This is a genomic window from Klebsiella sp. 10982, from assembly GCF_048589245.1.
GTDB classification, from domain to species: Bacteria; Pseudomonadota; Gammaproteobacteria; order Enterobacterales; family Enterobacteriaceae; genus Klebsiella; species Klebsiella quasivariicola.
Genome location: NZ_JBMAXV010000023.1, coordinates 1 through 19,316 on the forward strand (window position 1 = coordinate 1; position 19,316 = coordinate 19,316).

At 58.3% G+C, this 19,316-nt stretch carries 15 protein-coding genes and 2 tRNA genes; 11 read left to right on the forward strand and 6 right to left on the reverse strand.

Annotated elements, in window-relative coordinates:
* Positions 1 to 68 precede the first annotated feature (68 nt).
* Positions 69 to 4,031, reverse strand: coding sequence for a trifunctional transcriptional regulator/proline dehydrogenase/L-glutamate gamma-semialdehyde dehydrogenase (putA, locus tag ACKLKD_RS17010; protein ID WP_087805414.1), 3,963 nt, complete (start codon positions 4,029 to 4,031; stop codon positions 69 to 71).
* A gap of 421 nt (positions 4,032 to 4,452) precedes the next feature.
* Between putA and putP the strand changes: the two genes are divergently transcribed.
* Both putP and ACKLKD_RS17020 read left to right on the forward strand, forming a co-directional pair.
* The gene (gene putP / locus ACKLKD_RS17015) at positions 4,453 to 5,961 is read left to right on the forward strand and encodes a sodium/proline symporter PutP (protein ID WP_025714495.1); all 1,509 of its coding nucleotides are present in this window, start codon (positions 4,453 to 4,455) and stop codon (positions 5,959 to 5,961) included.
* 134 nt (positions 5,962 to 6,095) lie between these two features.
* The gene (locus ACKLKD_RS17020) at positions 6,096 to 6,530 is read left to right on the forward strand and encodes a DUF3574 domain-containing protein (RefSeq protein ID WP_042929903.1); all 435 of its coding nucleotides are present in this window, start codon (positions 6,096 to 6,098) and stop codon (positions 6,528 to 6,530) included.
* Positions 6,531 to 6,561: 31 nt separating this feature from the next.
* Here the strand turns inward: ACKLKD_RS17020 and ACKLKD_RS17025 are convergent, their stop codons facing one another.
* Positions 6,562 to 7,746, reverse strand: coding sequence for a NupC/NupG family nucleoside CNT transporter (locus tag ACKLKD_RS17025; RefSeq protein ID WP_025714497.1), 1,185 nt, complete (start codon positions 7,744 to 7,746; stop codon positions 6,562 to 6,564).
* 270 nt (positions 7,747 to 8,016) lie between these two features.
* Here ACKLKD_RS17025 and efeU point away from each other — a divergent pair, with 270 nt between their 5' ends.
* The 4 genes from efeU to phoH all read left to right on the forward strand — a co-directional run bounded on the left by efeU (position 8,017) and on the right by phoH (position 12,607).
* Positions 8,017 to 8,847 carry an iron uptake transporter permease EfeU gene (efeU, locus tag ACKLKD_RS17030; RefSeq protein WP_025714498.1) on the forward strand — a complete coding sequence of 277 codons (831 nt, stop codon included), beginning with the start codon at positions 8,017 to 8,019 and terminating at the stop codon, positions 8,845 to 8,847.
* 51 nt (positions 8,848 to 8,898) lie between these two features.
* The gene (gene efeO / locus ACKLKD_RS17035) at positions 8,899 to 10,026 is read left to right on the forward strand and encodes an iron uptake system protein EfeO (protein WP_025714499.1); all 1,128 of its coding nucleotides are present in this window, start codon (positions 8,899 to 8,901) and stop codon (positions 10,024 to 10,026) included.
* A 4-nt stretch (positions 10,027 to 10,030) separates the two neighbouring features.
* Complete coding sequence (gene efeB / locus ACKLKD_RS17040; protein ID WP_025714500.1) at positions 10,031 to 11,314, forward strand: iron uptake transporter deferrochelatase/peroxidase subunit; 1,284 nt, start codon at positions 10,031 to 10,033, stop codon at positions 11,312 to 11,314.
* 504 nt (positions 11,315 to 11,818) lie between these two features.
* The gene (phoH, locus tag ACKLKD_RS17045) at positions 11,819 to 12,607 is read left to right on the forward strand and encodes a phosphate starvation-inducible protein PhoH (protein ID WP_002898923.1); all 789 of its coding nucleotides are present in this window, start codon (positions 11,819 to 11,821) and stop codon (positions 12,605 to 12,607) included.
* A 299-nt stretch (positions 12,608 to 12,906) separates the two neighbouring features.
* Here phoH and ACKLKD_RS17050 read toward each other — a convergent pair.
* From ACKLKD_RS17050 to ACKLKD_RS17060, 3 genes are all read right to left on the reverse strand, one after another.
* Positions 12,907 to 12,994, reverse strand: a tRNA-Ser gene (locus ACKLKD_RS17050).
* Positions 12,995 to 13,139: 145 nt separating this feature from the next.
* Positions 13,140 to 13,817, reverse strand: coding sequence for an isochorismatase family protein (locus tag ACKLKD_RS17055; protein WP_002898927.1), 678 nt, complete (start codon positions 13,815 to 13,817; stop codon positions 13,140 to 13,142).
* Positions 13,818 to 13,835: 18 nt separating this feature from the next.
* Complete coding sequence (locus ACKLKD_RS17060) at positions 13,836 to 14,696, reverse strand: pirin family protein (protein ID WP_025714501.1); 861 nt, start codon at positions 14,694 to 14,696, stop codon at positions 13,836 to 13,838.
* 114 nt (positions 14,697 to 14,810) lie between these two features.
* Between ACKLKD_RS17060 and ACKLKD_RS17065 the strand changes: the two genes are divergently transcribed.
* A complete protein-coding gene (locus ACKLKD_RS17065; protein ID WP_025714502.1) occupies positions 14,811 to 15,716 on the forward strand; it encodes a LysR family transcriptional regulator in 906 nt (301 codons plus the stop codon).
* Between the two features lie 258 nt (positions 15,717 to 15,974).
* Here ACKLKD_RS17065 and ACKLKD_RS17070 read toward each other — a convergent pair.
* Positions 15,975 to 16,062, reverse strand: a tRNA-Ser gene (locus ACKLKD_RS17070).
* Between the two features lie 268 nt (positions 16,063 to 16,330).
* Between ACKLKD_RS17070 and ghrA the strand changes: the two genes are divergently transcribed.
* The 4 genes from ghrA to ACKLKD_RS17090 all read left to right on the forward strand — a co-directional run bounded on the left by ghrA (position 16,331) and on the right by ACKLKD_RS17090 (position 19,258).
* Entirely contained in the window at positions 16,331 to 17,269 is a 939-nt protein-coding gene (gene ghrA / locus ACKLKD_RS17075) for a glyoxylate/hydroxypyruvate reductase GhrA (RefSeq protein WP_025714728.1), read from the forward strand.
* A gap of 88 nt (positions 17,270 to 17,357) precedes the next feature.
* Entirely contained in the window at positions 17,358 to 18,095 is a 738-nt protein-coding gene (locus ACKLKD_RS17080; protein ID WP_025714729.1) for a phosphatase, read from the forward strand.
* A gap of 22 nt (positions 18,096 to 18,117) precedes the next feature.
* A complete protein-coding gene (locus ACKLKD_RS17085) occupies positions 18,118 to 18,672 on the forward strand; it encodes a TorD/DmsD family molecular chaperone (RefSeq protein ID WP_080924847.1) in 555 nt (184 codons plus the stop codon).
* A 103-nt stretch (positions 18,673 to 18,775) separates the two neighbouring features.
* Entirely contained in the window at positions 18,776 to 19,258 is a 483-nt protein-coding gene (locus ACKLKD_RS17090; RefSeq protein WP_025714731.1) for a DUF1097 domain-containing protein, read from the forward strand.
* Positions 19,259 to 19,316 lie beyond the last annotated feature (58 nt).

The window sequence follows — 19,316 nt, forward strand, 5'->3', positions numbered from 1 at the left end:
AATACTGGCCGCCCCCGTGCCATGAGACAGGTAGCCCCGGTAAGCGCAGCGCCACCGGGGAGCCCGTTTTAGCCGATGGTCATCAGGCTGGCGTTACCGCCTGCCGCCGCGGTGTTAACGCTCAGCGAGCGCTCGATGTACAGGCGCTCCAGCAGCAGATTGGTTTCGCCGCGGGCGAAGCCCTGCACGGAGACAATCGCCCCGTCGCGTGCCGCCACCTGCTCGCACAGCTCGCGCAGCTGGTCGGAATCGCCGTGGTAGATAACCGCGTCGAAGGCCTGACCAGGTAACTGCTCCGCTTTGGCAAAGCGAATGCGCTCGCTAACCTCCCGCGGCAGCTTCTTCGCCAGATCGCGCTGCAGGGCGCTGTCCGGCCACAGTACTTCACAACCCACCGCCAGCACAGCCGCCAGCTGGATCAGCGCATCCTGTTCGTTATCCGCCACGCACAGCACGCGCTCGCGGGGCATCAGCGTCAGGGTATTGCGCTCGCCGGTTGGCCCCGGCAGCAGGCGTTGGGTACCGCTTTGCGCCTGCTCGCTGTACTGCTGGCACAGCGCCTGCAGCTCAGGACGGCCCGCGGCCCACTGCTGCAGCGCCAGCAGCGGTTTTTCCAGCAGCGTTTTCAGCTGGGCGTCCAGCGGGCGCTCCGCATCCTGGCGGGAGAAGGTCACGCCAACCGCGTCCTGCGGACGGCTGGAGAGCAGACGGTACAGATACAGCGGACCGCCGGCTTTCGGACCGGTACCGGACAACCCTTCGCCGCCGAACGGCTGCACGCCGACTACGGCGCCAACCATATTGCGGTTGACGTACAGGTTGCCCACCTTCGCGCTGCCGGTGACCTGGGCGATGGTCTCGTCGATGCGGGTATGCACGCCGAGGGTCAGGCCATAGCCAGAGGCGTTAATCTGCTCGACCAGTTTGTCCAGCTCGTTACGGTTATAGCGCACCACGTGCAGTACCGGCCCGAAGACCTCTTTTTTCAGCTCGTCGAAGCTATCGAGTTCGATAAGCGTCGGCGGCACGAAGGTCCCGTGGCGCCATTCGCTTGCGTGTTCGCTATTCTCGCGCACCGCCTGGTAGACGGTGCGGCCTTTGGCGCGCATTGCCTGAATATGGCGTTCAATATTCTCTTTCGCTTCCGCATCGATAACCGGACCGATATCGGTGGTCAGGCGGCCCGGATTGCCCATCCGGCACTCGCTCATGGCGCCGCGCAGCATGGTTAACGTATGGTCGGCAACCTCCTCCTGCAGGCACAGCACGCGCAGGGCGGAGCAGCGCTGGCCGGCGCTGTCGAACGCGGAAGCCAGCACGTCGATCACCACCTGTTCGGTGAGCGCCGACGAGTCGACGATCATCGCGTTCATCCCGCCGGTTTCGGCGATCAGCGGCGTCGGGCGACCCTGGGGATCGAGGCGGCTGGCAATATTGCGCTGCAGCAGCGTTGCCACTTCGGTGGAGCCGGTGAACATCACGCCGCGCACGCGCTCATCGGAGGTTAGCGCGGCGCCGACGGTCTCCCCGCGGCCCGGCAGCAGCTGAATAACGCCCGGCGGCACGCCGGCTTCGAGCAGAATCGCCACGCCCTGGGCGGCGATCAGCGGCGTCTGTTCGGCCGGTTTTGCCAGCACGCTGTTGCCGGCCGCCAGCGCGGCGGCAATCTGGCCGGTGAAGATCGCCAGCGGGAAGTTCCAAGGGCTGATACAGACCACCGGACCCAGCGGGCGGTGGGTTTCATTATCGAAATCGTCGCGCACCTGGCCGGCGTAATAGTGCAGGAAGTCGACGGCCTCGCGTACTTCGGCGATGGCGTTGCTGAAGGTTTTACCCGCTTCGCGCACCAGGATCCCCATCAGGGTCGGCATCTGGCTTTCCATCAGCACCGCGGCGCGCTCAAGAATGGCGGCGCGCTCCTGCGGCGGGGTGGCGAACCAGATCGGCGCATTGTTGATAGCGCTGGTCAGCGCCTGCTGCACTTCGTCATCGCTGGCTTCGCGGACGTAGCCGACGATATCTTTCGGCTCTGCCGGGTTAACCACCGGCTGCATTTCGCCTTCGGCCACCGGCTGCTCCAGCATCGGCAGCGCCTGCCATTTATGCAGGGCGCTGTTGAGCAGGGAGGAGGAGAGGGAGGCCAGACGGTGCTCGTTCGCCAGATCGAGACCGGCGGAGTTGCTCCGGCCGCTGCCGTAGAGATCGCGCGGCAGCGGGATTTTCGGATGCGGCAGGCCGGCCTGGCCTTCCTGCTGCGCCAGTTTTTCTACCGCGCTGACCGGATCGGCCACCAGCTCGTCCAGCGGCAGGGTATTGTCCGCGATACGGTTGACGAAAGAGGTATTGGCGCCGTTTTCCAGCAGACGGCGCACCAGATACGCCAGCAGCGTTTCGTGGGTGCCCACCGGGGCGTAGATCCGGCACGGCCGGTTCAGTTTGCCGTCGGCGACTTTGCCCACCACCTGCTCGTACAGCGGTTCGCCCATGCCGTGCAGGCACTGGAACTCATACTGGCCCGGGTAGTAGTTCTGGCCCGCCAGCTGGTAGATAGCCGCCAGGGTATGAGCGTTGTGGGTGGCGAACTGCGGGTAAATCAGGTTCGGCACCGCCAGCAGTTTTTTCGCACAGGCGAGGTAGGAGACGTCGGTGTAAACCTTGCGGGTGTACACCGGATAGCCTTCAAGGCCTTCCATCTGCGCGCGTTTGATTTCGCTATCCCAGTAGGCGCCTTTCACCAGACGGATCATCAGGCGACGGCGGCTGCGGGTCGCGAGGTCGATCAGGGCATCGATGACGAACGGGCAGCGCTTCTGATAGGCCTGGATCACGAAGCCGATGCCGTTCCAGCCGGCCAGCTCCGGTTCGAAGCACAGTTTTTCCAGCAGATCGAGGGAGATCTCCAGGCGGTCGGCCTCTTCGGCGTCGATGTTGATGCCGATATCGTACTGGCGCGCCAGCAGGGTCAGCGATTTCAGACGCGGGTAAAGCTCTTCCATTACCCGGTCATACTGCGCGCGGCTGTAGCGCGGATGCAGCGCGGAGAGTTTAATCGAGATGCCCGGGCCTTCATAAATGCCGCGGCCGTTGGAGGCTTTGCCGATGGCATGGATCGCCTGCTGATAAGAGACCATGTAGGCCTGGGCGTCGGCGGCGGTCAGGGCCGCTTCGCCGAGCATATCGTAGGAGTAACGGAACCCTTTCTCTTCCAGCTTGCGGGCGTTGGCCAGCGCTTCGGCGATGGTTTCGCCGGTGACGAACTGCTCGCCCATCAGGCGCATCGCCATGTCCACGCCCTTGCGGATCAGCGGTTCGCCGCTTTTGCCGATGATGCGGTTCAGGGAGCGGGAGAGGCTGGTCTCGTTATGGGTCGACACCAGTTTGCCGGTAAACAGCAGCCCCCAGGTGGCGGCGTTGACGAACAGCGACGGGCTGCGGCCGATGTGCGACTGCCAGTTGCCGTTGCTGATTTTGTCGCGGATCAGCGCATCGCGGGTGGCTTTATCCGGAATACGCAGCAGGGCTTCCGCCAGGCACATCAGCGCCACCCCTTCCTGTGAAGAGAGGGAAAACTCCTGCAGCAGACTCTGCACCATGCCGGCGCGGCCGCTGGCGGTTTTCTGGTTGCGCAGTTTTTCCGCCAGCTGATACGCCAGCTTGTGCGCCTGTTCGCCCAGCGGCTGCGGCAGGCGGGCCTGCTCCAGCAGCATCGGCACCGCGTCGGTTTCCGGACGTCGCCAAGCGGCGGTGATCGCTGCGCGGCTCACCGACTGCGGCAGGATCTGCTCGGCAAATTCGAGAAATGGTTGATACGGCTCTTCCGCCGGGGAACCCGCTTCATCGCTTTCATTAGCGGCGCCGTTCAGAAGCGCCGGCAGCTCAGGCAGCGTCTCGTCGTTCTCCAGTTTTTCCAGATAGTTGAAGATGGCCTGTTTAATCAGCCAGTGCGGCGTGCGGTCAATACGGCTCGCGGCGGACTTAATGCGCTCGCGGGTTGCGTCGTCAAGCTTAACACCCATGGTGGTGGTGCCCATGCTCAGAACTCCTGTCATTTATCGTTAGGCTTATGCGGTTGCAGGGAAATATCCACTATGTTGCAACTTTGTGCAACCTTGTTAATTGTGACCTGTGACGAAAGCCGTGAAATGGCGTATTTGTTAAAAATAACACCTAAAATAGCAGAAATTTAACCCCGGCCTCATAGGGTATTTGTATGCGTGAGTTAACACTTTTGTTTGGTGCAACCCTTAAAAACGTGAGAGAGTGCAACCTCTCATAAATTGACGTTTTGCGCCGTCGGTTTTTCGTGTAAATGCTGTGTTAAATCGTTTGTGAAAAACCGAAGCTTCCGTCAGGATACGGTCGCCCAATTAAACAATGCGCCATTACCCCGTTCCGGTAGTGGAAAAAAACGACGAAGTTGGACGCTGTCGATAAAAATTCTGGAGACTTTGCATGGCTATTAGCACACCGATGCTGGTGACATTTATTGTTTATATTTTTGGTATGGTATTGATAGGGTTTATTGCCTGGCGTTCGACCAAAAACTTCGATGATTATATTCTTGGGGGAAGGAGTCTGGGGCCATTTGTGACCGCGCTTTCCGCAGGGGCGTCGGATATGAGCGGCTGGCTGCTGATGGGCCTGCCGGGGGCGATTTTCCTCTCCGGGATTTCCGAAAGCTGGATCGCCATTGGCTTAACGCTGGGGGCGTGGATTAACTGGAAGCTGGTGGCCGGTCGCCTGCGCGTGCATACCGAGGTGAATAATAACGCCCTGACGCTGCCCGATTATTTTACCGGCCGTTTTGAAGATAAAAGCCGGGTGCTGAGAATTATTTCGGCGCTGGTTATTCTGCTGTTCTTTACTATCTATTGTGCCTCGGGAATTGTGGCGGGGGCGCGTCTGTTTGAAAGCACCTTCGGTATGAGTTATGAAACCGCGCTGTGGGCCGGGGCGGCGGCAACGATTATCTATACTTTCGTCGGCGGCTTCCTCGCCGTCAGCTGGACCGATACCGTGCAGGCCAGCCTGATGATTTTTGCCCTGATCCTCACCCCGGTGATCGTCATTATTTCCGTCGGCGGCTTTGGTGATTCGCTGGAAGTCATTAAGCAAAAGAGCATCGAAAATATCGACATGCTTAAAGGGCTGAACTTCGTGGCGATTATTTCGCTGATGGGCTGGGGACTGGGCTATTTCGGCCAGCCGCATATTCTGGCGCGCTTTATGGCGGCGGATTCGCACCACAGTATCGTTCACGCGCGTCGCATCAGTATGACCTGGATGATCCTGTGCCTGGCGGGTGCGGTGGCGGTCGGCTTCTTTGGTATCGCCTACTTCAATAACAACCCGAGCCTGGCGGGCGCGGTGAACCAGAACGCCGAGCGCGTGTTTATCGAACTGGCGCAAATCCTGTTTAACCCGTGGATTGCCGGGATCCTGCTGTCGGCGATTCTGGCGGCGGTGATGTCCACCCTGAGCTGTCAGCTGCTGGTCTGCTCCAGCGCAATTACCGAAGACCTGTATAAAGCGTTCCTGCGCAAAAACGCCGGCCAGAAAGAGCTGGTGTGGGTGGGCCGTATGATGGTGCTGGTGGTCGCTCTGGTGGCGATTGCCCTGGCGGCCAATCCGGAAAACCGCGTGCTGGGTCTGGTGAGCTACGCCTGGGCTGGCTTCGGCGCCGCCTTTGGTCCGGTAGTCCTGTTCTCGGTGATGTGGTCACGCATGACCCGTAACGGCGCGCTGGCCGGGATGGTGATTGGCGCCCTGACCGTGATCGTCTGGAAGCAATTTGGCTGGCTGGGTCTGTATGAAATTATTCCGGGCTTTATCTTCGGTAGCCTGGGAATTGTGGTCTTCAGCCTGCTGGATAAAGCGCCGTCGGCCAGCATGCAGCAGCGCTTCGCCGAAGCGGATGCCCACTACCATACGCCGGCGCCGGTACGTGCCACGGCTGAATAAGATCATCTGACGTTCACGAGCCCGCCGCTGGCGGGCTTTTTTGTGCCTGTTGCCGGGCTGGAATATTATAACCCTTGCTAATTATTTGAAAATCCGCTGATATTTCCTGACTAATAACAATGAGGATAGCAAAGATGACGTTCAGACAGGGTGCAATGGCGCTGGTGCTGGCAGGGTTACTCAGCGGCTGCGTGGCGGGGGAAAGTTCGTCGACCCGCGCGGCGAAGCCCGGCGCCTGCCCGGCGGATCGGTCCATGGTGCAAACCACGCTTTATTTCGGCCTGAGCCGCCCGGCGGGGAAAGACATCACTGCTGAAGAGTGGCAGCAGTTTGTCGACCGCGACGTGACGCCGCGTTTTCGCGATGGGCTGACGGTGTTTGATGCCCGCGGTCAGTGGCTAGGCCAGAATGGTCAGGTAGTGCGGGAGCAGAGCAAGGCGCTGATGGTGATCCATGGGCATGACGCGCAGAGCGAGGCCGGTATTGAAGCCCTGCGCCAGGGTTATAAATCACGCTTCGCGCAGGAGTCGGTGATGCGTGTCGACCAGCCGGTCTGCGTGCAGTTCTGAGTAAACGGCGGGGGCAGCCCCGCCGTTTGTCTTACAGCACCAGCCCGGCGAAGCTGGCGGAAAGCAGGCTCACCAGCGTGGCGCTATACACCAGCCGCAGGCCGAAGCGGGAGACGATATTGCCCTGCGGTTCATTCAGGCCTTTGATCGCCCCGGCGATAATGCCGATCGAGGCAAAGTTGGCAAACGACACCAGGAAGACCGAGAGAATGCCGAGCCCGCGAGGGGTCATGCTGGCGGCAATCTTTTGTAGCTCAATCATCGCCACAAATTCGTTCGCGACCAGCTTGGTGGCCATAATACTGCCGGCGTTCAGCGCATCGCTCAGCGGGATGCCGATAAGCCACGCCAGCGGGTAGAAGACGTAGCCGAGGATCTGCTGGAAGCTGAGACCAAACAGGGTGGCGAACAGCGCGTTAATGGCGCTGATCAGAGCGATAAAACCGATCAGCATCGCCAGAATAATCATCGCCACTTTAAAGCCGGCCAGAATATATTCCCCGAGCATTTCAAAGAAACTCTGCGATTCGTGTAGCTTCTCGAGTTTTATTTCCTGCTCGCTGCCCGGCCGCGTCGGGTTAATCACCGACAGCACGATAAAGGTGCTGAACATATTGAGGATCAGCGCCGCGACGACATATTTGGCGTCCAGCATGGTCATATAGGCGCCGACAATCGACAGCGATACGGTCGACATGGCCGTCGCCGCCATGGTGAACAGTCGGCGTGAGGAGAGGTCGCCCAGTACGCCCTTGTAGGCGATGAAATTCTCCGACTGGCCGAGGATCAGCGAGCTGACGGCGTTGAAAGATTCCAGCTTACCCATGCCGTTTACTTTTGATAACAGGGTGCCAATCACCCGAATAAAAATCGGCAGGATCCGCCAGTGCTGAAGAATACCAATCAGCGCGGAAATAAACACAATCGGACACAGGACGCCCAGGAAAATAAAGGCTAACCCTTTTTCACTCATGCCGCCAAACACGAAATTGGTTCCTTCGGCGGCGAAACCTAACAGTGAAGCAAAAAAGCCGGAAATATTTTTTACAAGCCACAGGCCGCTTTCGGCGTGCAGGAAAAAGAAGGCAAGCGCTATTTCGATAATAATCAACTGGAGAATATAACGAATACGAATTTTTTGTCTGTCATAGCTGACAAGCCAGGCCAGGGCGAGGATCACCACCAGCGCCAGCAGGAAATGAAAAAGTGCAGTCATGTTGTTCTTTTCGCAGGTCAATAAGGCCGCCATTTAGCCATAGCCGCCGCGGCGGGTAAATATCTGGCGTAAAAAATCCTTTGCTTATTCTTTTCCTTCATAACAGGCGAATATTTTCGCAAGTCATTATTTGTCAGCAATTTATTTACAACTAGTCATCATTCTCTGCACATTCCGCTTGTGTTTCTGAGTATTGTAATGATAATCACTATCATAAATATTACCTGTTTTTGCATTCGTTGACGGTGATTTACATTTAAGGGTGTTGGCATGTTTGTCCCATTTCTCATTATGTTACGCGAAGGCCTTGAGGCTGCGCTGATTGTCAGCCTGATCGCCAGCTATCTGAAACGCACCCAGCGCGGAAACTGGATTGCCGTGATGTGGATTGGCGTGATCCTCGCAGCGGCGCTGTGTCTTGGCTTAGGCATTTTTATCAACGAAACCACCGGTGAATTTCCTCAGCGCGAACAGGAACTGTTCGAAGGGATCGTCGCGGTCATCGCGGTGGTGATCCTGACGTGGATGGTCTTCTGGATGCGCAATGTTTCGCGCAACGTCAAACAGCAGCTGGAGCAGGCCGTGGACAAGGCGCTGCAGCGCGGCAATCACCATGGCTGGGCGCTGGTGATGATGGTCTTTTTCGCGGTTGCCCGTGAGGGGCTGGAGTCGGTCTTCTTTCTGCTGGCGGCATTCCAGCAGGACGTTGGCATCTGGCCGCCGCTGGGGGCGCTGCTGGGTCTGGCAACGGCGATTGTGCTGGGCTTCCTGCTCTACTGGGGCGGTATCCGCCTCAACCTCGGTGTGTTCTTCAAATGGACCAGCCTGTTTATTCTGCTGGTGGCCGCTGGCCTGGCCGCGGGGGCGATCCGCGCCTTCCACGAGGCCGGCCTGTGGAACCTGTTCCAGGATACCGCCTTCGATCTGAGTAACGTGCTGTCAACGCATACGCTGTTCGGCACGCTGCTGGAGGGGATCTTTGGCTACCAGGAGGCCCCGAGCGTCAGCGAAGTGACTGTTTATCTGCTTTACCTGATCCCGGCGCTGGTGATGTTTGCCCTGCCGCCGCGGAATAATACGACTGCCTCGCGGGCCGCCTGACCGGGCGCTGCGAGCTTATAAGCGACACTCTACTTACCGAAAGGGATGATCATGATGATTCATTTTCGCCGTAATGCGCTGCGGGCGACCGTGGCCGCGCTGCTCAGCTCTGCATTGGGTGCTCAGGCTGCGGATATCCCGCAGGTCAAAGTCACCGTCAACGACAAGCAGTGCGAGCCGATGCAGGTGACCGTTAAAGCGGGTAAAACCCAGTTTATTATTCAGAACCATAGCCAGAAAGCGCTGGAGTGGGAGATTCTGAAAGGGGTGATGGTGGTGGAAGAGCGTGAAAACATCGCGCCGGGCTTTACCCAGAAGCTCACCGCGAACCTGCAGCCGGGCGAATATGACATGACCTGCGGCCTGCTCACCAACCCGAAAGGCAAACTTATCGTTACCGGCGCCGCCACCAAAGACGCGGCGAAAGCCGATGCGGTGCTGAGCCTCGGCGAAGCGATCACCGCTTATAAAACCTATGTGACGGCGGAAACCGCGCAGCTGGTCAGCGGTACTAAAGCCTTTACCGACGCGGTGAAAGCCGGCGATATCGAAAAAGCGAAAGCCCTGTACGCCCCAACCCGTCAGCACTACGAGCGCATCGAGCCCATTGCCGAGCTGTTCTCTGATCTTGACGGAAGCATCGACGCCCGCGAAGACGACTTCGAGAAAAAAGCAGAAGATCCGAAATTCACCGGTTTCCACCGTCTGGAAAAAGCGCTGTTTGGCGATAACAGCGTCAAGGGCATGGAAAAATATGCCGATCAGCTGAACAGCGATGTGCTGGAGCTGCAAAAACGCATCAGCGAGCTGGCATTCCCGCCATCAAAAGTGGTGGGCGGCGCGGCAGGATTAATTGAGGAAGTCGCGGCCAGCAAGATCAGCGGTGAAGAAGATCGCTACAGCCATACCGATCTGTGGGACTTCCAGGCCAACATTGACGGCGCGCAGAAAATTGTCGACCTGCTGCGCCCGCAGCTGCAAAAAGAGAACAGCGCGCTGCTGGCGAAAGTGGACGCCAACTTTAAGAAAGTGGACAGCATCCTCAGCAAATATCGCACCAAAGACGGTTTCGAGACCTACGATAAGCTGACCACCGCCGACCGTAATGCGCTGAAAGGGCCGATCACCACCCTGGCGGAAGATCTGGCTCAGCTGCGCGGGATCCTGGGGCTGGACTAAGTCGATGGCACAGCAGAAACCCCACGACGTGAACGAGCCGTCACGTCGTCGCTTACTGAAAGGGATCGGCGCGCTTGGCGGCGCGCTGGCCATCACCGGCGGCTGCCCGGTAGCGCATGCGGCAAAAGCGGAAAGTTCTCCGGGGACGCTCACACCCGACGCGCGCCAGGAAAAGCAGCCATTCTATGGCCGGCATCAGGCGGGCATTCTGACGCCGCAGCAGGCTTCGATGATGCTGGTGGCCTTCGATGTGCTGGCGGCCGATAAAGCCGACCTCGAGCGTCTGTTTCGACTGCTGACCCAGCGTATCGCCTTTTTAACCCAGGGCGGCCCGGCGCCGGACACACCCAATCCGCGGCTGCCGCCGATGGATTCCGGCATCCTGGGGCCGTGGATTGCCCCGGATAACCTGACCATGACCGTCTCGGTCGGCCATTCGCTGTTTGATGAGCGTTTTGGCCTGGCGGATAAAGCGCCGAAAAAGCTGCAGCCGATGACCCGCTTCCCCAACGATTCGCTGGATGCCGCCCTGTGCCATGGCGACCTGCTGCTGCAGATCTGCGCCAATACCCAGGATACGGTGATCCATGCCCTGCGTGATGTCATCAAACATACGCCGGATCTGCTGAGCGTGCGCTGGAAGCGGGAAGGGTTTATCTCCGACAGCGCGGCGCGCAGTAAAGGCAAAGAGACTCCCATCAATCTGCTGGGTTTTAAAGATGGTACTGCTAACCCGGCGAGCGACGACAGCGCGCTGATGGATAACGTCGTGTGGGTGACAGCCGATCAGGACGAGCCGGCCTGGACCGTGGGCGGCAGCTATCAGGCGGCGCGCATCATCCAGTTTCACGTCGAGTTCTGGGACCGGACGCCGCTCAAAGAGCAGCAGACCATCTTTGGCCGCGACAAACACAGCGGTGCGCCGCTGGGGATGAAAAACGAACACGATACCCCGGATTACAGTAAAGATCCTAACGGCGAAGTCATTGCGCTGGATAGCCATATTCGTCTGGCCAATCCACGCACGCCGGAAACCCAGTCCAGCCTGATGATGCGCCGCGGCTACAGCTATTCGCTGGGAGTCACTAATGCCGGACAACTGGATATGGGGCTGTTATTCGTTTGCTATCAGCACGATCTGGAAAAGGGTTTTCTGACGGTGCAGAAACGGCTTAACGGCGAGGCGCTGGAGGAGTACGTCAAACCCATCGGCGGGGGCTACTTCTTTGTTTTACCCGGCGTAGTGGATGAAAAACACTATTTGGGACAGTCGCTACTGCAGGCCTGATACCGACCCTGTCCGTAAGGGCAGGGCGTTTTCTGCTGTTTTTCTCTTTTTTCTTATATTTCCTGCCATGTGTTATATTTCTGTAATACAAATGACCGATAGTCTCCTACACTTGCTTAAGAACTATTTGTTGCGTCATTGTGAAAAATAAGTTGCATTAAGAATCTTTTTTGATGTACTTATTACATACGCGGTAGTTCCCGGCAGTGTGACGTTTCACTATGGAGATCGCGAATGGTAAGGTCCCGTACCGGACAACGTAAAACCACAGACCGTACTCTTCAGCACGGAAGCTCCGCTTCCGGCAGCGATTTTCTTACTCTTTCTCTCTCCGCTTCGAATTATTACCACCTTGGCAGGGTACGCGGTGCGCGTAGCCGCGACTCGTTGTCAGTTCTACCGGCAAGCAATGGCTTACAAGGAAGCCAAACCTCAATCGTTCGTGCGCATAGTCGCGTCGATGTTGACGCGTGTGATGTAAACCAACAACGCAAGGTGCTATCCATGGGAAGACAAAAAGCAGTGATCAAAGCTCGTCGTGAAGCAAAACGTGTGCTGAGACGGGATTCACGCAGCCATAAGCAGCGTGAAGAAGAATCGGTCACATCGCTTGTGCAAATGAGTGGCGTAGAAGCAATTGGCATGGCGCGGGACAGCCGTGATACTTCCCCAATTGAGGCGCGCAATGAGGCTCAGGCGCATTATCTGAATGCCATCGACAATAAACAGCTGATTTTCGCCACCGGCGAAGCCGGATGCGGCAAGACCTGGATCAGTGCGGCGAAGGCAGCTGAAGCTCTGATCCATAAGGATGTGGACAGAATTATTGTTACCCGTCCCGTTCTGCAGGCCGACGAAGATCTCGGCTTCTTACCGGGAGATATCGCCGAGAAGTTCGCTCCCTATTTCCGACCGGTTTACGACGTGCTGGTGAAAAGGCTGGGGGCTTCCTTTATGCAGTACTGCCTGCGTCCGGAAATCGGCAAGGTGGAAATCGCGCCGTTCGCCTATATGCGCGGACGTACCTTTGAAAATGCGGTGGTGATCCTGGACGAGGCCCAGAACGTGACCGCAGCGCAAATGAAGATGTTTTTAACCCGCCTCGGGGAGAACGTGACGGTTATCGTCAATGGCGATATCACCCAGTGCGACTTGCCCTCTGGCGTGAGATCTGGCCTGAGCGATGCGCTGGCGCGTTTTGAGGAAGACGAGATGATCGGCATCGTGCGTTTCACCACCGATGACTGCGTGCGCTCGGCCCTCTGCCAGCGGACGCTGAAAGCCTATTATTGATCGTCATACTGTGAGCAAGGCCCGGGCTAGCCCGGGCTTTGTTTTTTGGGGCATTCTCCCGGCGGGTGCTACATGCGAAAAAAAAGCCCGTACTTTCGTACGAGCTCTTCTTAAAATATGGCGGTGAGGGGGGGATTGACTCGCTTCGCTCGCCCCTGCGGGGCAGCCCGCTCGCAGGCTCGCGGTCTGTCCAACTGGCGTTGCCAGTTGTCGAACCCCGGTCGGGGGTTCTCATCCCCCCGGCGGGTGCTACATGCGAAAAAAAAGCCCGTACTTTCGTACGAGCTCTTCTTAAAATATGGCGGTGAGGGGGGGATTCGAACCCCCGATACGTTGCCGTATACACACTTTCCAGGCGTGCTCCTTCAGCCACTCGGACACCTCACCATATTGTCTTGCTGCTCACCTTGGGTGGGCAACGGGGCGCTACTATAGGGAGTTGCGTTAAAACGGTCAAGCATATTTTATTCTTTCTTTACCGTTCGCTCACGCATTGAACAATGCCCCGCTGCGGCGCAGCGGGGCGGGCGTTTTAGCGCTGGGAATCCAGCTGTTCGTTATTCTTCACCACGTCCTGCGCTTTGCTGTAGCTTTCAATCAGCAGCTGGTAGGCCGGGAAGACTTTGGTGTACACCTCAGCCCATTCTGCGGCGTCCGGGCGATTCCAGGTGCGCTGCAGCTCAGAGGCGACGGCGGCGGTGTCCATTGGCACCACACCGGCCTGTACCACGCGAGCCAGGGTAATCTCCTGCGCCATTTTGCTGTAGGTGCCGGAGGCATCGATTACGGCAAACACCTTATAGCCATCGGCGACGGCGGCAATCGCCGGGAAGGCCATGCAGACGCTGGTGATAGTCCCGGCGATAATTAGCGTTTTACGGCCAGTCGCTTTTACCGCGGCGACGAATTCCGGGTTATCCCAGGCGTTGATCTCGCCTTTACGGGCGATGTATTTCGCATGCGGCGCGTTCTCGTGAATCTCCGGGATCAGCGGACCGTTCGGCCCCTGCGGCACCGAGGCGGTCGTGATCACCGGGATCCCGGCAAGTGACGCCATCTTGGCCAGCGCGGCGGCGCGAGCGCGCAGCTCTGGCATCGGCATATCGCCGACGGTCTGGAACAGACCGCTCTGATGGTCAATCAACAGCATTGCGGTATCGTTAACATCAATCACCGGACGAGCACCGTTAAAGTTAGCGGGAGTAGACATAGTATTCACCTCAATCAGTTAGATTTGGCCAAAGCGGCCGCTGTTAAAATCGCGAACGGCTTCTGCGATTTGGGTTTTGTTATTCATGACAAAGGGGCCATAGCCCACAATCGGCTCCTGTAGCGGTTCACCGGCCATCAGCAGAACTTTTGCCTGGGCTGTCGCCTCCAGATGCAGGGCGTCTCCTGTCTGGCTCAGGACGGCCAACTGGCCTTCGCGGGCGGACTCGGAACCGTTAATGATCACTTCCCCTTCCAGCACAACCAGCGCGGTACTCCATCCTTCCGGCTGGCGCAGCGTGAGGTCGTGCCCCTGATTCAGCTGTAGATCCCACACGTTAAGCGGTGAGAAGGTATGGGCCGGGCCGCTGACGTCGTCATACTGGCCGGCAATCACCCGAACCTGTCCGGCGCCGTTCGCCAGCGCGACGGTGGGGATCGTCCCGGCGGTAATGCTCTGGTAGCCGGGGGCCGTCATTTTGTCTTTGGCGGGCAGGTTGACCCACAGCTGGATCATCTTCAGCTCGCCGCCGCTGCGGGTGAAGGCTTCCGAGTGGAACTCTTCATGCAGGATCCCGGCGCCCGCCGTCATCCACTGCACGTCGCCCGGGCCAATCACCCCGCCGCGTCCGGTGGAGTCGCGATGCTCTACTTCTCCGGCGTAAACGATGGTGACGGTTTCGAATCCGCGATGCGGATGCTCACCGACGCCGCGTTTCTCGCTGCCCGCCGGGAAGGTGTACGGCCCGGCATAGTCAAGCAGTAAGAAGGGACTCAGCTGCTGGCCGTGCGTCTGATAGGAAAACATCGAGCGAACCGGGAAGCCGTCGCCTACCCAATGCTGCGCAGGCGCGGTGTAGACTCCTGTAATCTGTTTCATGGCTTTCTCCTGTGTGTCGGTATCTGATGTGAATAAGCTTATATCCGGGACGACGTGTGCGGTAGTGAGCAAAAATGACCTATACTGTTCCAAAAATGGAACAATGGAGGAAGGATGCAGGATCTCAATGACTTCGCCTGGTTTGTCCAGGTGGTAGACCATGGCGGTTTCGCCGCGGCGGGGCGAGCGCTTGACCAGCCGAAATCCAAGCTCAGCCGTCGCATTGCGCAACTCGAGGAGCGGTTGGGCGTGCGTTTGATTCAGCGAACCACCCGCCAGTTTGCGGTCACCGAGGTTGGGCAGACCTTTTATCAGCATTGCAAAGCGATGCTGATAGAGGCCGAGGCGGCGCAGCAGGCGGTCGAGACGCTGCGCGCCGAGCCGCGCGGCAGCGTGAGGATCACCTGTCCGGTCACCTTGCTGCATGTCCATATCGGTCCGATGCTGGCACGATTTATGGCGCGCTATCCCGGGGTAACGCTGCATCTTGAGGCGACCAACCGCCGGGTGGATGTAGTCGGGGAGGGCATTGATGTGGCGATCCGCGTCCGTCCCCGGCCCATCGAGGATAGCGACCTGGTGATGCGCGTGCTGGCGGACCGCGGGCACCGGCTGGTGGCCAGCCCGGATCTCATTTCCCGGCTCGGACGTCCGCAGGCGCCGTCTGAGCTGAGCGTCTGGCCGGGGCTCAGCCTGGGGGCGAACAAGCATCAACATAAATGGCAGCTCACCGGGCCGGAGGGGGCAAGAGCGGAAGTGTTCTTTACGCCGCGAATGGTCACCACCGATATGCTGGCGCTGCGCGAGGCGGCGATGGCCGGCGTAGGCGTGGTGCAGCTTCCTTTATTAATGGTGCGCGATCAGCTGGCGTCAGGAGAATTAGAGGTAGTGCTGGATGAGTGGCAGCCGCGGCGGGAAGTGATTCACGCGGTATTTGCTTCTCGGCGCGGGCTGTTGCCCTCTGTCAGGGCGCTGGTGGACTATCTCAGCGAAGAGTATCAGCGGATGGAGGAGGATTGATGGGGGGTAGCGGTTTTTTGTCGGAACTCACATGTGAAAAGAGCCCGTACTTTCGTACAGGCTCTCATCTCGAATATGGCGGTGAGGGGGGGATTGACTCGCTTCGCTCGCCCCTGCGGGGCAGCCCGCTCGCAGGCTCGCGGTCTGTCCAACTGGCGTTGCCAGTTGTCGAACCCCGGTCGGGGGTTCTCATCCCCCCCGGCGGGTGCCACATGCGAAAAAAAAGCCCGTACTTGCGTACGAGCTCTTCTTAAAATATGGCGGTGAGGGGGGGATTCGAACCCCCGATACGTTGCCGTATACACACTTTCCAGGCGTGCTCCTTCAGCCACTCGGACACCTCACCATATTGTCTTTCCCGTTGTTATCGGGAACGGGCGCTAATGTAGGGAAATACGTATCGCCCGTCAATCAACTTTTTGCAAAAAAAGCGCGTTTAGACAAACTTCGAGCAACTTGCTCCTTAAACGCGCGAAATCCGTTTTTTTTGTCGCCAGTCCCTTTTCCCTTTTCGCTCGGGATAATTTTGTTATGCTGGCAAACCAATAGAAAACAATGAGTAAAACAAGACGCCAGCGCTAACCTGCCCTGGGCGTCTGCTATCAGGAGCCCCTATGGAGATTCTTTTTTACCATCCGACCTTTGATACCCAATACTGGATCCATGAGCTGGAAAAGCAGTTACCCGGCGCGCGGGTGCGCGAGTGGAAAGCGGGCGATAACCAGCCGGCGGACTATGCACTGGCCTGGCATCCTCCGGTGGAAATGTTGCAGGGCAGGTCGCTGAAGGCCGTGTTCGCCCTTGGGGCAGGGGTGGATTCTATCCTCAGTAAGCTGCGCGACCATCCGGATATGCTGCCGTTGTCGATTCCGCTGTTTCGTCTCGAAGATACCGGCATGGGGCGCCAGATGCAGGAGTATGCGGTAAGCCAGGTGCTGCACTGGTTCCGCCGTTTTGATGACTATCAGGCGCTGAAGCTGGCTTCCCGCTGGCAGCCGTTGCCCGAGTACCGCGCTGACGAATTCACCGTCGGGATTATGGGCGCCGGGGTGCTGGGGGCGAAGGTTGCGGAAAGTCTGCAACCCTGGGGGTTTCCGCTTCGTGTCTGGAGTCGTAGCCGCAAATCCTGGCCGCAGGTGCAGAGCTTCGCTGGTCAGGCTGAGCTGGGTGAATTCCTGCAGGGCACTCGCGTGTTGATCAACCTGCTGCCGAATACCGCTGAAACCGCCGGCATTATTAACCAGACGCTGCTGGCGCAGCTGCCGGATGAGAGCTACGTCCTTAATCTTGCCCGCGGCGTGCATGTCGTTGAAGAGGATCTGCTGGCGGCGCTGAACAGCGGTAAGCTCAAAGGAGCGATGCTCGATGTCTTCAGTCGCGAACCGTTGCCGCAGGATAGCCCGCTCTGGGCACATCCGCGGGTGGCCATGACCCCCCATGTGGCAGCGGTGACACGTCCACTGGAAGCTATCGCCTATATCGCCGGGACCATTAGCCGACTGGAGCGAGGGGAGCCGGTGAGTGGTCAGGTCGATCGTCAGCGCGGTTATTAAGACAAACAAACCCCGCTCCAGCGGGGTTTTTGCTAATCAAGTGCCCGGATTTTTGCTATTCTTGCGGCAAACAGAAGAGGAGAATGTGATGTATCCCGTTGACCTGCACATGCATACCGTCGCCAGCACCCACGCCTATAGCACATTGCACGATTATATTGCGCAAGCAAAGCGTAAAGGGATCAAACTCTTCGCCATCACCGACCACGGCCCGGACATGGCGGATGCCCCGCACTACTGGCACTTCGTTAATATGCGCATCTGGCCCCGCCTGGTGGACGGTATCGGGATCCTGCGCGGTATTGAGTCCAATATTAAAAATATCGAAGGCGAGATCGACTGTTCCGGGCCGATGTTGACCTCGCTTGATCTGATCATTGCCGGGTTTCATGAGCCAGTGTTCCCGCCGCAGGATCGTGACACGCATACGCAGGCGATGATCGCTGCGATGGCCAGCGGTAAAGTGCATATGATTAGCCACCCCGGCAACCCGAAATTCCCGGTGGATATTCCGGCTATTGCCGAAGCGGCAGCTCGCTATCAGGTGGCGCTGGAGATCAACAACTCCTCTTTCGTTTCGTCGCGCGTGGGTAGTGAAGATAACTGCCGGGCTATCGCCGCCGCGGTGCGTGATGCCGGAGGATGGGTGGCGCTGGGCTCGGATTCCCACACCGCGTTTACCCTTGGGGATTTTACCGAATGCCGCAAGATCCTCGATGCAGTCGATTTCCCGGAGGAGAGGATCCTCAACGTTTCTCCGCGTCGCCTGCTCAACTTCCTCGAGTCGCGGGGCATGCCGGCGATCCCCGAATTTGCTGACCTTTAATTTGTATAACTGGAATAACTGAATGAACGAGTTTTCAATCCTCTGCCGCGTGCTGGGTTCGCTGTATTACCGTCAACCGCAGGACCCGCTGCTGGTGCCGCTGTTTACCCTGATCCGTGAGGGCAAACTGGCCGCCAGCTGGCCGCTTGAGCAGGACGAGCTGCTGGCGCGTCTGCAGAAAAGCTGCGATATGCAGTCCCTGGCGACAGACTATAATGCCCTGTTCGTCGGCGAAGCCTGCAGCGTGCCGCCGTACCGTAGTGCGTGGGTGGAGGGTTCCTCGGAAGCGGAGGTCAGGGCTTTTCTGAGTGAACATGGTATCCCGACGGGGGAAGGTCCGGCAGATCATCTTGGATCGCTGCTGCTGGCCGCCTCGTGGCTGGAGGATCATGCCACCGAAGAGCAGAGCGAGACGCTGGAGCTCCTGTTTGCTGACTATATCCTGCCCTGGTGCGGAACCATGCTGGGGAAAGTCGAAGCCCATGCGCACACGCCGTTCTGGCGCACCATGGCGCCATTGACCCGCGATGCCATCGCCGCGATGTGGGATGAGCTTCAGGAAGAAGACGAACAATAAAATGTGATTTAAATCACTATTTGAATGCAACTGAAAAAGTCATCATTCATATACTGTGTTTTAGATCTCATTCTTGAGCCGCGTATCTGCTAGGATACGCGTCATGAACATACTTTTCGCAATCGCATTAACGACGGGCATTCTCTCCGGGATCTGGGGATGGGTGGCGGTCGCTCTCGGCCTGCTGAGCTGGGCCGGCTTCCTCGGCTGTACGGCCTATTTCGCCTGCCCGCAGGGCGGTCTGAAAGGACTGGCAATTTCGGCCTGCACGGTCATGAGCGGCGTGGTCTGGGCATTAGTGATTATCCACGGTAGTGCGCTGGCCCCGCAGCTGCAGATCCTCAGCTATATGATGACCGGTGTGGTGGCCTTTTTGATGTGCATTCAGGCGCGACAGACATTGCTGTCGTTTGTCCCGGGTACCTTTATCGGCGCCTGCGCGACCTTCGCGGCGGACGGTGACTGGCGACTGGTAGTGCCTTCTCTGGCGCTGGGCCTGGTCTTTGGATATGCCATGAAGAATAGTGGCCTGTGGCTGGCGGCCCGTGCGGATAAACATAAATCGTTCGCCAACGACAACGCCTGACCGGCAGGACGAGTAAAAAACAGGACCTCACGGGTCCTGTTTTTTTATCTTCTCGTCA